Origin of the sequence: Pseudomonas sp. 1 R 17 (assembly GCF_900067035.1) — a bacterium.
In the GTDB taxonomy this organism is placed as follows: Bacteria; Pseudomonadota; Gammaproteobacteria; order Pseudomonadales; family Pseudomonadaceae; genus Aquipseudomonas; species Aquipseudomonas marginalis.
In genome coordinates this window covers 271,529-285,125 of record NZ_FKLB01000037.1, presented here as the reverse complement: position 1 = coordinate 285,125, position 13,597 = coordinate 271,529, and the positions used below count along the sequence as shown (strand labels likewise).

Sequence of the window (13,597 nt, the reverse complement as noted above, 5' to 3'; positions counted from 1 at the left end):
TCCGTTCAGGTAAAGTTCAGGTTGGATCCAATAAGCACAAGCTGTAACATATCCGTCATATTTATTCCCAATGACAAGGACGTGTTTTGAGCTTTCCTGACACAGGTGTATTGCAAAGTTTTCCGACGACCCTCACTCATCGCAATGCGACGATCTTCACCACCGACACCACCGACCACAAAACGCAACAGGCGATTCAGGACCTGATCGACACGCGCCACCAACTGACAGATCGCATCAGCGCACCGCTCAAAGGGATGGAAGCCAACCTGTTCGCTAAATCCCAGCCGCTGGACAGCCTCAGGCCCAAATTGCGCGTGACCTTCGGGCGCGCCAAGCGGGACGGTGCGTTTGACTGGCCGGTCGAAGAAGTCATCAACACCCTCGGCGCCCAGAAACGCGGTGCGCCGGTTGCTGGCTTATATGGGTTCGGTTATCGAAAGTCAGCGCTTGGCCTGATCCAGGAATTCTTCATCTTTACCGAGATGCTGGAGGGCCACCTCAATGGCCTGGAATGGCTCAAGCAGGAGCGTGACATCCAGAGCCTGATCACCGCGTCGTTCAAACTGTTGCACTGCCTGCACAGCAAAGGCGTGGTGCATATGGACTTCTGGGCAAACAATGTGATGATCAACCTGGAGCAGCCGACGCACGCCAAGGCCATCGACCTGGAAAACTGCTTTCTCACGCCAACGGACTACTTGACCGAGGTACTGGCGTTTCAATTTGGGTTCTATTATCGGCGGGAAATTTTCCGGTTCATGATCGAAGAGGATTACGACCGGAGGGTGCTGCAAGAACTTGGCAACTACGACGGCATTGATCGCCGTCGTTTTGACGAAATCTACACCTCAAGCAAACATGAGAACATCAGCCGCCGCGCCAGGCGCGAGATTTTCCATAATGGGGTTGTGGTAACGAGCTGACTCACCTCCCACGCCGGGCCATATGCGCCATCAATCATCATGCAACAACCCCGTCCCATATTCCCCATAACTACTCCCCAGGCCACTGCCGCCAAAATTGGTTTTGGCAGCCTTGCTGGAGCTGTGGTCACCAAACGCCTGGCATCCGCCTGAAAAGCAAGGGTCGCCACTCATGCCCGGCGCACCCGAAGAACAAGCGCCCAACAGCAACGTGCTCGTAATCATCACGACTTTGACGAGGTTCGAAATCATTTTTTCAGTTCCCTGTGGACTGGACCGTGGGGGCTTCTCTTGAGAAAGATCGTAGACCTCAACGGCGGAAGGAATTATGAAACTTTGCTGGGGGACAGGGAGGGTTCAGGTTGCCGGCTGGTTGATCGACGGAGGCCGGGTCAAACACAACCGCGAATGGGCAGTAGCCAACTGGTCCTACCTGATCGCATGTCGGGCTCGCAGTGATCGCCTGTAAATCCTCGGCATATTCCATACACGGCAATGTCCGCGTTCGAAGTGGTGAATACCGCAAAACAAGCGTCTCCCACAGCCTAGATCCATCCCTGATAAACTGCGCCCAATTCGCCTCGTTGACTCAGATCCCCAATGTCCCTACACACTGCTACTTTCTCCCGCCGCTTCTCCGTCGCCCCGATGATGGATTGGACCGACCGCCACTGCCGGTTCTTCCTGCGCCTGCTCTCCAAACGCGCCCTGCTCTACACCGAGATGGTCACCACCGGCGCAATCCTCCACGGCGACCATGACCGCTTCCTGCGCCACAACGAAGCCGAGCACCCGCTCGCGCTCCAGCTCGGCGGCAGTGTCCCCGCAGACCTGGCCGCCTGCGCCCGTATGGCCGAGGCTGCCGGTTACGACGAAGTGAACCTGAACGTCGGCTGCCCCAGTGACCGCGTCCAGAACAACATGATCGGCGCGATCCTGATGGCTCACCCGGCCCTGGTGGCCGATTGTGTGAAGGCGATGCGTGATGCGGTGTCGCTTCCGGTGACGGTGAAGCACCGTATCGGCATCAACGGCAGGGACAGTTATGCCCAGTTGTGTGATTTCGTCGGGACGGTGAAGGACGCCGGCTGCACCAGTTTCACCGTGCATGCGCGAATTGCGATTCTTGAGGGCTTGTCGCCGAAGGAAAACCGCGACATTCCGCCGTTGCGGTATGACGTGGCGGCGCAGTTGAAGCAGGATTTCCCTGAGCTGGAGTTTATTCTCAATGGCGGGATCAAGACGTTGGAGCAATGCCATGAGCATTTACAGACGTTTGACGGGGTGATGCTGGGCCGTGAGGCTTATCACAATCCGTATCTGCTGGCGAAGGTGGATCAGCAGTTGTTTGGTAGCGCGCAGCCTGTGATCAGTCGGGCGGAGGCGTTGGCGCAGTTGCGACCCTATATTGCGGAGCATTTGGCGAACGGCGGGACGATGCACCATATAACCCGCCACGTGCTGGGATTGGGGACGGGGTTTCCGGGGGCGAGGAAGTTTCGGCAGTTATTGTCAGTGGATATTCACAAGGCCAGTGATCCGCTGGCGTTGCTGGATCAAGCCGGCGCTTTGTTAGAAGGACGCTGAGTGTCCAGTCATGGGGCAATTGGGTTGAACCTGCTGGCGGTTTTGGCCTCCTATTCAGCAGTACCGCCGGGCATTCAAACGGCTGTTTTCAGGTTGTTGCCCTCGCAAACGATCGAACGCATTTGCGCCCTTGAGCGCCTGCCAGCGCTCGGGTAATGTCATCAGACCCATAGGACAGAGCACGCCCATGACTTCCAAGCTGGAACAACTCAAGCAATTCACTACTGTCGTAGCCGATACCGGCGATTTTTCTACCCTCGCCAAGCTCAAGCCCCAAGACGCCACTACCAACCCTTCCCTCCTGCTCAAGGCCGCGTCGATTCCAGGCTATGCCAAGCTGCTGGATGAGTGCGTGCAGGATTGCAACGGTGATGTCGGCCTGGCCAGCGACCGTTTCGCAGTGGCCGTGGGCCAGGAGATCCTTAAGGTCGTGCCAGGACGCATCTCCACCGAGGTGGATGCCCGCCTGTCGTTCGACACTGACGCCGTACTCAAGCGTGCGCACCGTCTGATCGACCTGTACGACAAAGCTGGGGTTAGCCGTGACCGCGTGCTGATCAAGATCGCGTCCACCTGGGAAGGCATCCGCGCGGCGGAGAAGCTGGAAAAAGAAGGCATCCAGACCAACCTGACCCTGCTGTTCTCATTTGCCCAGGCGGTGGCGTGCGCAGAAGCCGGCGTGTTCCTGATTTCACCGTTCGTAGGCCGTATCTACGACTGGTACAAGAAAGCCAATGGCAACGACTACACCGGCGCTGATGATCCGGGCGTGCAGTCGGTGACGCGCATCTACAACTACTACAAGGCTAATGGCTACAAGACCGTGGTGATGGGTGCGAGTTTCCGCAACCTGAGCCAGATTGAAGAGCTGGCCGGCTGTGATCGCCTGACCATCAGCCCGGACCTGCTGGAGAAGCTGGCGGCGGATGACGGCAAGCTGGAACGCAAGTTGTCGCCAGGGCACGCCGGGGAAGCGCGAGTGCATCTGACTGAAGCGCAGTTCCGTTGGGAGTCCAACGAGGATGCGATGGCGACTGAGAAGCTGGCGGAGGGGATTCGTCAGTTTGCCCGGGACCAGGAGAAGCTTGAGGCACTGTTGTCCGCCAAGCTGTAAACGGCGCAGGCGGCAAAAAGGGCGGTACCTGTGAGGGTACCGCCCTTTTTTTGCTCTGTTGTCCCCTACGTGCAGGCGATCCCTGGGATCAGTGACGCTCGAGGGCGTTGACGAGGTCGTGGAAGGCTTCGCGGTTGGACTCGTTGAGGCCCATCAGGATCTTGTGCGCTTCCAGCACCTTGACCCGTACGATTTCCTCGGACTGGTCCTGGGACGGCAGGTCGGTGAGGCATTCCGGGCACGGGATCGGGCGATCAACGATGTTGAACACCTGGTCGAAGCCCATGGACTGCAACAGACGGGTGATGTCTTCGTGGGTGGTGACGACGGTCGGCAACAGGCCGACCTTCTGCCGGGACAGAATGGACAACTTGGCCAACAGCCCAAGGGTGGTGCTATCGATGCTGCGGGTTTCGGTCAGATCGATCACGATCGCCGAGAAATTCAACGCCGTGAAAATCCGCTCAATCGTCGCATCCAGCGCCGAACACAAGGTCAGGCGCACTTCACCGACAAACTTCAGGACGAAGGTCCCGTCTTGCTCGGCGAATTGGATTCTTCCGGTACTCATCAAAGATTCCTGCTCAACACCAATAGGGCGATATCATCCGGCATCTCCCCTAGCGTGGCCAATCCAAAAACCTGCCGCAGGCCATCCAGGCTGCCGCCCGCCGACTTGACCTTCTGGGGCAAGGCGGCTTCTTTCTCTTTGAGTGTAGGCTCTGGAAGAAGGTCCAGGATGCCGTCGGACATCAGCGTCAGGCTGAACGTCGGCGGCAGCTCCAGGATGTGGTCTTCGTAGGTGGCTTCATTGAACAAGCCTACGGGTAGGCCACGCCCTTCCAGGTAACGCACACTGTCGGGAGTGTATAAAACAGGCATCGGCAGGTGGCCGCCGATGCTGTAGGTCAAAAGACCGGTTTCTTCATCAATCACGCCACCCACCATCGTCACGTGCTTGCCCAGCTTGCAGCTGATCAAGCCACGGTTGATGTGACCCAGCACCTCGGAGGGGGTGAACTCCGGCAAGGTGCCATTGCGCTTGGATTCGAACAACAGCCGTGTGGTCATGAACTTCAACAACACGGTGACAAAAGCAGAGGAAGCACCATGGCCGGAGACATCGGCCAGGTAGAACGCGACACGCCGCTCGTCTACGCGGAAATAGTCGACAAAATCACCCGACAGGTACAGCGACGGGATGATCTGGTGGGCAAACTGGAATTCGTCGATGGTCCAGGGGCTGACCGGCAGCATGTTCATCTGCACCTGGCGACCGGCGTTCTGGTCTTCCTGGAGCAGGTTAAGGCTGGCTTCGAGTTCGCGGTTGGCGGTTTCGAGCTTTTCGCGGTAGCGCTGGTTCTCGACCAGCAGGCGCGCACGATCCAAGGCGCGGCGCACAGAGTGCTCCAGTACCGCCAGGTCTTCGAGGGGCTTGATCAGGTAGTCGGCAGCGCCCAGACGCAAGGCCTCGACGGCATCGTTCATGACGCCGGCACCGGACACGACAATCACCGGCGTCTGCGGGGCAAGCTCGGTCACCTGGCGAATCAGCTCCAGGCCGCCCATCTGGGGCATGCGCAGGTCGCAGATCACGAGGTCGGGCTGGTCGCGCTCGAATACCTGGAGACCCTGTTGGCCATTACTGGCCTGCAGGACGCTGAAGCCACTGTCTTCCAAATAGGCCGCAAGGCTCGCGCGCACTACTTCGTCGTCATCGATTATCAGCAGCGTGGCACTGGTTTTTTGCATGTGGGCAAACGGCGCCAGAATTAGGTTGGCGTAGGTGGCTCGGCAATGGCCGGGCTCACGTACTGGATTCGCTTTCTAGCCTCTCTGTACTACAACGCAATGGGATTTTTCCCATGCACAACTGTAAAGCAGAGGTGCCCTTCTAAGGCGCAGACGGTACTCCCATCCGCCGGGGGTTTCAAGCTCATGCCGATGGTCGCCGGGCGTCTTTACATCGCAAATCACCGGGAGTTATAAGAACAGCCAAGACCACAACACAAAGTAAGGATGGAACCGATGGGCGAACACGAGCGCGACTACGCCGAAAAACGCGATTTCATCCGCATGCGGGTGGATGCCGAAGTATCTTTGCTCCACGAAGGCCAGGAGTTTGCCGGCGTTTGCGTGGACCTTTCCAGCTCCGGGATGCAGGTGCAGGCACCGCGCCAGTTCGCCGTGGGAGACCTGCTCACCGTACGCATTGATTCAGAGCACGCGGCGCTCAAGGGCCTGGAGGCTGACACGGAAGTGGTCTGGACCAAAACCGTGGGCGACGAGCAACAACTCGGGCTTAGGATCCTGAAAATGCGCTGAAACCCGCGCACAAAAAAGGCGACCGCCAGGGTCGCCTTTTTTTCATTTCAAAACATCACAGCTTAAAAGTCGTCGACGACCTTGCCGTCCTTGACCTTGAACTCGCGGTTCTGCAGGTAGGCATTGCGGATAAAGGTGTACTTGTCGCCGGTGATCAGTTTCTCGCTGTCGAGCAGGCTGGCACGGGTGTCAACGATGTTCAGGCCCATGGTGCTGTTGCGCCAGCCGATATCGTTCATATAGCGGTACGGTTGGGTGTAGCTGTCCACGTATTTGGACGGTGCATCACGCAAGGTGCTCGGGCCCAGCAGCGGGATCATCACGTAGGGACCGCTGCCCACGCCCCAGTAACCGAGGGTCTGGCCAAAGTCTTCATCACTGCGTTGCAGCCCCATTTTGGTGCCGACGTCGATAAAGCCCAGCACGCCGAACGTGGTGTTAACCAGCAAGCGCGCAGTGTCGACCCCGGCATTGTGGGGTTTGAGCTGCAGCACGTTGTTGGCCAGGTTGCCGACGTCACCGATATTGCGGAAGAAGTTATGGATACCATCTTCGACAAATTGCGGGGTGATCCACTGATAGCCTTGGGCCAATGGCTTGAGGGCGTAGGTATCAACGGTGTCGTTGAAGGTGAAGATCGGGCGGTTGACGCTTTCCCATGGATCATCTTCCGATGCAGCCTGTGCAGCGAAAGGCGCCAGCAGGACAGTGGCACACACCGATAGCTGAGCGAAGTAGTGGCTCCAGCGCATAGCTTTTGCTCCTTGAATGGTCTGTCATGGGCGCTATGCCCTGAATAAGGCCGTCAGTATATGACGGAAGTGTCCAATTAGGCAGCTGCTAGGAATAGTCCTAACCCAAATGGACAATTTTCCTACAATTACCCCGCTGTCATCTGCTTGTCATCCTGCCCCGATAGCGTCACAGCTATTTCAGGGATGTCGACATGCCTCACGCCGAGATAGCCATCGCCAACGCGCCCGCCTTGACTGCTGTTCTGTTTGGCCTGAGTGGTTGCCTGGTGGACTTTGGTTCCCGGGCGCGCACCGATTCCCCCTCCCCGGACTCCCAAGCCACACCCGGCGCCCTGAAAATCCTGCGCAGCCTCAAGGAACAAGGCGTCCCCTGTGCCTGGCTGGATGAACTGCCGCCTTCGGTAACCACACCACTGGCCGCCGTACTGCCCAACTGGCTCAAGGCCGCATCCCCCTCCTCCATCCGCTGGCCCGCCCCTCATGCCTGCTGGCAAGCCTTGATGGAACTCAACATTGAACGCCTGGAAGGTTGCGTACTGGTCAGCGGCGAGCCGCGCCTGTTGCAATCGGGCCTGAATGCCGGCTTGTGGACCATTGGCCTGGCCTCCTGTGGTTCATTGTGCGGCCTGGCGCCTGAGCAGTGGCAGGCGCTGAGCGACAAGGAACGCGAGCACAAGCGCGGCAAAGCCACCGTTGAGCTCTATGGCCTGGGGGTCCACTCGGTGATCGATCACCTCGGTGAACTCGGCACCTGCCTGGCCGACATCAGCCTGCGTCAGCTCAAAGGCGAGAAGCCCTGATCGAGATCATGCACAGTCGGCGCCCGTGGATTAATCTACAGGCCAGTCCGTAGACCTTTCACGGCGTGCCGTGGTCTATGCCAGTGCCTATCGATAAAAGGAAGAACGTCATGCCTGATCGCAAAAAACTGGAAGAACAGGTCGAGATCCTGCGCGGGCAGCTGGAACAGGAACCGCCGCTGTCGGAAGAAAAACGTGAAGCGCTGCAAGCCTTGATTGCCAAGTTTGAATTGCAACTTGAACTTGAACCGGCCACTCAGACGCCGAGTATTTCCGACGATGTGAGCCAAGCTGCCATAGAGTTCGACGCTGAGCACCCGGTGATTTCCGGGACACTGCGCAATATCATGATCACCTTGGGCAATATGGGGATCTGACCCGAGCCCAAGCCAGGCGCAGAACCAAAAGGTAGGAGAGGGCTCGCCCCCTCCCATCTTTGTTTACTGACGGGCCAGGCGCACGTTCTGGAACGCCACATCTTCAGTGCTGCGGTAAGGGTTGATATCCAACCCGCCGCGCCGCACATAGCGCGCATACACCGTCAACTTTTCCGGCTTCAGCAAACGCTGCAGGTCAAGGAAGATGCGCTCCACGCACTGTTCATGGAAATCCGAGTGCTGGCGAAAGCTCACCAGGTATTCCAGCAAACTCCCGTGATCCAACGCCGAACCACGGTACTCCACCACCACGCTGCCCCAGTCGGGCTGGCTGGTCACCGGGCAGTTGGACTTGAGCAGGTGGCTGTGCACGCTCTCCTCGACAATGCGCGAGTCATCGCAACGCAGCAGCTCCGGGCGCGGGTGTTCGTAGTTGCTGACACTGATATCCAGATCGTCAATGCACGTGCCCGGCAACGCCATCACGCCTTCGGCCTCAATGTCGGCCAAGCTGCGGATACGCACGGTAACAGGCTTGCCGGCGGCGGCGCTGAGGTCGGTGCGCAGGGTCGCTTCCAGGCTTTGCACATCGGCAAACGCTGTCTGGTTGAGCGAGTTGAGGTACAGCTTGAACGACTTGGACTCGATGATGTTCGGCGAGTCGGCCGGGATGCTGAACTCACCGATGGCCACCACCGGCTTGCCCGACGGCAGCAGCCAGGACAACTCGAAGCAGTTCCAGAAGTCCACGCCCTTGTACGGCAGGGTCTCGGCGCTCAGGCCCAGCTCGGCCCACTTGGCGGCGCGTGGAATCGGGAACAGCAACGAAGGGGTGTAGGTGGAAATGTATTCACTGGACTTGCCCAGCGGCGAATGTTCGGCTGCGGGATGCATGGCGGAAAACCTGGCTAAATAAACCGCGCCAGTCTACCAGCCTTTGCCCCCGCCCTTAAGAAACGCCTTACTCAACGGTCAGCTTGCCGACCATGCCCGCCTGGTAATGCCCGGGGAGGTTGCAGGCAAACTCCAGGCCGGTGGCCTTGGTGAACGTCCAGGTCAGCTCAGCAGTCTTGCCGGGTTCCACCAGCACGCTGTTGGGATCGTCGTGTTTCATGTCGCCCATTTCACCGTGGCCCATGGCGCTGTGATCCATCTTGCCCATACCCGTGGAGGTGAGCATGCCGCTGGCCTGCATCTGCAGCATTTCCTTCTGGTGTTCGGCGTGCATCGCCGCGTCACCGAGGTTGAATTCATGCAGCAACTGGCCTTTGTTGACCAGTACAAAGCGCACCGTCTCACCGGCCTTGACGTCCAGCGACTTGGGCGAAAAGGAAATGTCCTGCAGCGTCACTTCCACGGTGCGTGTGGCCTTATCCGCCGGTGCCGGCTGGCCGAACGCGTAGGTATGGGCCGCATCCGCCATTGCATTGAAACTCAACGCCAACAGGCAGCCCGCCAACAACAGGGGTGTACGCAATGCCATCTCGATTCTCCAAAAAGTGTGCAACCTGCTTGGACAGCACTCTAAGAGTGCGCCGCTGCCAGCCAGCTGACTGCTAGATTACAACTTTGTCAGGTTGCGCCCTTCCCCTGGCACCCAGGGTATAAAGCCCCTCGTGAACTGTTGCCAAGAGCCGCCCATGAAATTGCTGATCGTCGAAGACCAACCGAAAACCGGCCACTATCTGCGCCAAGGCCTGGCCGAGGCGGGCTTTACCACCGAACTGGTGGCCGACGGTACCAGCGGCCAGCACCTGGCGCTGACCGGCGATTATGACCTGTTGATCCTGGATGTGATGCTGCCCGGTCGCGACGGTTGGCAAATCCTGCAAGCGGTGCGCAGTGCCGGCCTGGAGATCCCGGTGCTGTTTCTGACCGCCCGGGATGCCGTGGAAGACCGGGTGCACGGCCTGGAACTGGGTGCCGACGATTACCTGGTCAAGCCCTTTGCCTTCTCCGAACTGCTGGCGCGGGTACGCAGCCTGTTGCGCCGTGGCAGCAGCACGCCGCAGGAAACCGCCCTGCAACTGGCCGACCTGCGCCTGGACCTGCTCCGCCGCCGCGTCGAACGGGACGGCCAGCGCATCGACCTCACCGCCAAGGAATTCTCCCTGCTGGAACTGCTGCTGCGCCGCCAGGGCGAAGTCCTGCCCAAGTCGCTGATTGCCTCCCAGGTGTGGGACATGAATTTCGACAGTGACACCAACATCATCGAAGTCGCGATCCGGCGCCTGCGCCTGAAAGTCGACGATCCTTTCCCCACCAAGCTGATCCATACCGTGCGCGGCATGGGTTATGTGCTGGAGGAGCGCAGCCATTGATCCAGCGTCTGTCCCTGGCCAGCCGCCTGGCCCTGCTGTTTGCGGCGTGCACCGCGGTGGTCTCGTTGTTCGCGGGCGTGCTGTTCAACCGTGCCAGCGAGGCGCACTTCATTGAGCTGGACCAACAGCAACTCGACAGCAAGCTGGTGGCGCTGCGCAGCACCTTGCAGGGCGTCGAATCACTGGACTCATTCGCTCAACGCGAAGCGCAGCTGCGAGCCGAACTCAATCGCCAGCCTGATCTGACATTGCGCATCACCGCCGCCGGCCAGCGCTGGCTGGACGATGCGCCAAGCGTCAGCCTGCCCGAGGCGCCTGGCCTGCACACCCTGCAGAACGCCGGCACCGACTACCGCGTCTACAACGCCCCCTTGAGGCCCGGCCAGCCCGCCTCACCGCAACTGACCCTGATGCTCGACATCACCCATCACCAGCACTTCCTGCAACGCATGCAACATTTGATCTGGCTCACCGTCGGCCTGTCGGCCCTGGCCACCGCGCTGCTGGGCGCCTGGGCTGCACGCAGTGGCTTGCGGCCGTTGCGGCGCATGGGCGAAGTGGCTGCCAGTGTATCGGCCCACTCCTTGACCCAACGCCTGCCTCAACAGCAAATGCCGGCGGAACTGGCCGAATTGGCCCAGGCCTTCAATGCCATGCTCGGGCGATTGGACGACGCCTTCCAACGCCTGTCGGCCTTCTCCGCCGACATTGCCCATGAACTGCGCACGCCCCTGTCGAACCTGCTGACCCAGACCCAGGTCATCCTGACCCAACCGCGCCCCCTGGAGGATTACCGCGAAGCGCTGCACAGCAACCTGGAAGAGCTGCAATGGATGGCGCAGTTGGTGAATGACATGCTGTACCTGGCCAAGGCGGACCACGGCTTGCTGGTGCCCAAGCGCGAGCCGTTGGTACTGGCGGATGAAGTGGAGACGTTGCTGGAGTTTTTCGCGTTGCTGGCAGAAGACGCACAGGTCTCGCTGGTACGCGAAGGCGGCGCGCAAACCGCCGGCGATTGCGGCATGCTGCGCCGGGCCCTGTCGAACCTGCTGGATAACGCCCTCAGGTTCACCCCGGCCGGCGGCCAAGTGCGCGTGCGGATGGTTGAAGGCGCACGGGGCGTGACACTGACGGTAGAAAACAGCGGGGAAGGTATTCCAGCGCACGTGTTGCCGAGGCTGTTCGACCGGTTCTACCGAGCCGACCCGGCGCGCCATGAGGGCAGCAGCGAGCATGCGGGGCTGGGATTGGCGATTACCCAGTCGATTGTGCGAGCCCATGGGGGGAGGATTTTTTGTGAATCCGCGGCGGGGTGGACAAGGTTTGTGATTGAGTTGCCCAGGGGAAATTGATGCAAGCCGGGCCGGCCCTATCGGGGGCTTGCCCCCGATAGCGGTCTTAAAGACTACGAATACCTAAGGGCATGCGCCGGCTCAATCTTCGCCGCCCGATACGCCGGGTAAATCGTCGCCAGGAAGCTCAACACAAACCCGGCCGTACAAATCAGCACCACATCGCCACTTTGCAGCTCGGAAGGCAGGTTGCTGACGAAGTACACATCCGAACTGAAGATATGCTGCCCGCTCACCCGTTCCAGCCAGCCCACCAGCTCACTCACGTTCAGCGCCGCAATCACCCCCAGCACACCGCCGATCAAGGTGCCGACAATGCCGATCACCGTACCCTGCACCATGAAGATCGCCATGATCTGCCGTGGCGTGGCGCCGATGGTACGCAGGATCGCGATGTCCGCGCCCTTGTCGTTCACCACCATGATCAGCGTGGCGATGATGTTGAACGCCGCGACGGCGACGATCATCAGCAACAACAGGCCGATCATGGTCTTTTCCATCTTCATCGCGCTGAACAGGCTGCCCTGGGTGTGGGTCCAGTCATCGGGCTTGTAGCCGCTGCCGAGGCTGGCGGCGATGTCCGCCGAGACCTTGGGCGCTGCGTACAGGTCTTTCAACGCCAGGCGCACGCTCTGCACCTGGTTCGGCTGCCAATGCTGTATCTCGGCGGCGTCAGCCATGTGGATCAAGGCCATGGAGCCATCCAGCTCGGCGCCGACCTTGAAGATACCCACTACGTTCAGACGCTGCATGCGCGGGGTGATACCACCGGGTGCACTGCTGATCTCCGGGACGATCAGGGTCAATTTGTCGCCCACATTCAGGCGAAAACGCCGGGCGGTGATTTCGCCGACCACCACGCCGAACTCACCGGGCTTCAGGTCTTCCAGTTTGCCCTGCACGATATGCTGGGCCACGATCGACACCTTGCCTTCCTGGGCCGGGTCAACACCGCTGATCTCAATCGGCTGCATCGCGCCCTTGTAGGAGAACATGCCGTCCATCTGCGTGAACGGTACGGCGGCAGTCACTTGCGGATTTTTCATCGCCGCAGCGGCCAGCGGCTGCCAATCGTCGATCGGGTTCACCCCGACGATAGTGGCGTGGGGCACCATGCCAAGGATGCGCGAGCTCATTTCACGCTGGAAGCCGTTCATCACCGACAGCACCACGATCATCGCCAGCACGCCCAGGGCGAGGCCAATCATCGAGGTCATCGAGATGAACGAAACAAAACGGTTGCGGCGCTTGGCGCGGGTATAGCGCGTGCCGATGAAAATCGATAACGGTCTGAACATTCGCGGGCACCGTTGGAAAAATAGAAAACCCGGCGTCAGGCACCGGGCTTGAAACAGGTCAGATGGCGACCAGATGACCTTCCTGCAGGTGCAGCACGCGGTCCATCTGGCGGGCCATGCTCATGTCATGGGTCACCACCAGGAACGCGGTGCGCATCTGGGTGCTCAGTTCCAGCATCAAGTCCTTGATGCCCTGGGCGGTGTGGGAGTCGAGGTTGCCGGTGGGCTCGTCGAGCATCACCAGGCCCGGGTTGTTCACCAGGGCACGGGCAATCGCCACACGCTGGCGCTCACCGCCGGACAGTTCGGCCGGCTTGTGTTCCAGGCGATGGCCGAGGCCGACGCGCTCGAGCAACGCCTTGGCACGCTGGCGCGCTTCCGGGATCGCGGTCTTGCCGATCAACAGCGGCATGCACACGTTTTCCAGGGCGGTGAATTCCGGCAACAGGTGGTGGAACTGGTACACAAAGCCCAACGAGCGGTTGCGCAACTGGCCACGGGCCTTTTCATTCAGGGCCGACAGTTCTTCACCGGCCAGCCATACGCTGCCCTGGGACGGCGTATCGAGGCCGCCCAACAGGTTGAGCAAGGTACTTTTGCCGGAACCGGAACTGCCGACGATCGCCACGCGCTCGCCGGGATGCAGTTCCAGTTGCAGGTTGGACAGCACCACGACCGACTCCGGGCCTTCCTCGTAGGATTTGCCCAGGTTGCGGCAGCTCAGGATTGCTTTTTCACTCAT

General features: G+C 59.9%; 16 protein-coding genes. 8 read left to right on the top strand and 8 right to left on the bottom strand.

Going from position 1 to position 13,597, the window contains the following annotated elements; genetic code table 11:
- Positions 1 to 86 precede the first annotated feature (86 nt).
- Positions 87 to 926: a lipopolysaccharide kinase InaA family protein gene (locus tag BFP99_RS13175; RefSeq protein WP_065947407.1), complete on the top strand. Its 840-nt coding sequence runs from the start codon at positions 87 to 89 to the stop codon at positions 924 to 926.
- Positions 927 to 956: 30 nt separating this feature from the next.
- Here the strand turns inward: BFP99_RS13175 and BFP99_RS31930 are convergent, their stop codons facing one another.
- The gene (locus BFP99_RS31930; protein ID WP_083221170.1) at positions 957 to 1,178 is read right to left on the bottom strand and encodes a hypothetical protein; all 222 of its coding nucleotides are present in this window, start codon (positions 1,176 to 1,178) and stop codon (positions 957 to 959) included.
- A 348-nt stretch (positions 1,179 to 1,526) separates the two neighbouring features.
- On the opposite strand from BFP99_RS31930, the gene dusA reads away from it, so the two are divergent.
- Positions 1,527 to 2,513: a tRNA dihydrouridine(20/20a) synthase DusA gene (gene dusA / locus BFP99_RS13170; RefSeq protein WP_065947406.1), complete on the top strand. Its 987-nt coding sequence runs from the start codon at positions 1,527 to 1,529 to the stop codon at positions 2,511 to 2,513.
- 187 nt (positions 2,514 to 2,700) lie between these two features.
- Positions 2,701 to 3,627, top strand: a complete 927-nt coding sequence (gene tal / locus BFP99_RS13165) for a transaldolase (protein ID WP_027604215.1) — start codon at positions 2,701 to 2,703, stop codon at positions 3,625 to 3,627.
- Between the two features lie 88 nt (positions 3,628 to 3,715).
- On the opposite strand, the gene rssC is transcribed toward tal, so the two are convergent.
- Positions 3,716 to 4,198 (bottom strand): anti-sigma factor antagonist RssC, encoded by a 483-nt coding sequence (gene rssC, locus BFP99_RS13160; RefSeq protein WP_010212025.1) that lies wholly within the window; start codon positions 4,196 to 4,198, stop codon positions 3,716 to 3,718.
- Positions 4,198 to 5,379, bottom strand: a complete 1,182-nt coding sequence (gene rssB / locus BFP99_RS13155) for a two-component system response regulator RssB (protein ID WP_027604216.1) — start codon at positions 5,377 to 5,379, stop codon at positions 4,198 to 4,200. The genes rssC and rssB overlap by 1 nt, the downstream gene beginning before the upstream one ends.
- 276 nt (positions 5,380 to 5,655) lie before the next feature.
- Here rssB and BFP99_RS13150 point away from each other — a divergent pair, with 276 nt between their 5' ends.
- Positions 5,656 to 5,952 (top strand): PilZ domain-containing protein, encoded by a 297-nt coding sequence (locus BFP99_RS13150; RefSeq protein WP_065947405.1) that lies wholly within the window; start codon positions 5,656 to 5,658, stop codon positions 5,950 to 5,952.
- Positions 5,953 to 6,014: 62 nt separating this feature from the next.
- On the opposite strand, the gene BFP99_RS13145 is transcribed toward BFP99_RS13150, so the two are convergent.
- Positions 6,015 to 6,704 carry an MlaA family lipoprotein gene (locus tag BFP99_RS13145; protein WP_027604219.1) on the bottom strand — a complete coding sequence of 230 codons (690 nt, stop codon included), beginning with the start codon at positions 6,702 to 6,704 and terminating at the stop codon, positions 6,015 to 6,017.
- A gap of 194 nt (positions 6,705 to 6,898) precedes the next feature.
- Here BFP99_RS13145 and BFP99_RS13140 point away from each other — a divergent pair, with 194 nt between their 5' ends.
- On the top strand, positions 6,899 to 7,507 hold the full coding sequence (locus BFP99_RS13140) for a phosphatase (RefSeq protein WP_065928146.1): 609 nt from the start codon (positions 6,899 to 6,901) through the stop codon (positions 7,505 to 7,507).
- Positions 7,508 to 7,617: 110 nt separating this feature from the next.
- Positions 7,618 to 7,884, top strand: coding sequence for a DUF4404 family protein (locus BFP99_RS13135; RefSeq protein ID WP_065928147.1), 267 nt, complete (start codon positions 7,618 to 7,620; stop codon positions 7,882 to 7,884).
- 63 nt (positions 7,885 to 7,947) lie between these two features.
- On the opposite strand, the gene queF is transcribed toward BFP99_RS13135, so the two are convergent.
- Together queF and BFP99_RS13125 are read right to left on the bottom strand one after the other, a co-directional pair.
- Complete coding sequence (queF, locus tag BFP99_RS13130) at positions 7,948 to 8,778, bottom strand: NADPH-dependent 7-cyano-7-deazaguanine reductase QueF (protein WP_065947404.1); 831 nt, start codon at positions 8,776 to 8,778, stop codon at positions 7,948 to 7,950.
- A gap of 67 nt (positions 8,779 to 8,845) precedes the next feature.
- Positions 8,846 to 9,367, bottom strand: coding sequence for a copper-resistant cuproprotein CopI (locus tag BFP99_RS13125; RefSeq protein WP_065947403.1), 522 nt, complete (start codon positions 9,365 to 9,367; stop codon positions 8,846 to 8,848).
- Positions 9,368 to 9,524: 157 nt separating this feature from the next.
- Between BFP99_RS13125 and BFP99_RS13120 the strand changes: the two genes are divergently transcribed.
- Complete coding sequence (locus BFP99_RS13120; RefSeq protein ID WP_027604224.1) at positions 9,525 to 10,205, top strand: heavy metal response regulator transcription factor; 681 nt, start codon at positions 9,525 to 9,527, stop codon at positions 10,203 to 10,205.
- Positions 10,202 to 11,557, top strand: a complete 1,356-nt coding sequence (locus tag BFP99_RS13115; protein WP_065947402.1) for a heavy metal sensor histidine kinase — start codon at positions 10,202 to 10,204, stop codon at positions 11,555 to 11,557. The genes BFP99_RS13120 and BFP99_RS13115 overlap by 4 nt, the downstream gene beginning before the upstream one ends.
- Positions 11,558 to 11,610: 53 nt before the next feature.
- On the opposite strand, the gene BFP99_RS13110 is transcribed toward BFP99_RS13115, so the two are convergent.
- Together BFP99_RS13110 and lolD are read right to left on the bottom strand one after the other, a co-directional pair.
- Positions 11,611 to 12,855, bottom strand: coding sequence for a lipoprotein-releasing ABC transporter permease subunit (locus BFP99_RS13110; RefSeq protein ID WP_065928151.1), 1,245 nt, complete (start codon positions 12,853 to 12,855; stop codon positions 11,611 to 11,613).
- Between the two features lie 58 nt (positions 12,856 to 12,913).
- Entirely contained in the window at positions 12,914 to 13,597 is a 684-nt protein-coding gene (gene lolD, locus BFP99_RS13105) for a lipoprotein-releasing ABC transporter ATP-binding protein LolD (protein WP_024074097.1), read from the bottom strand.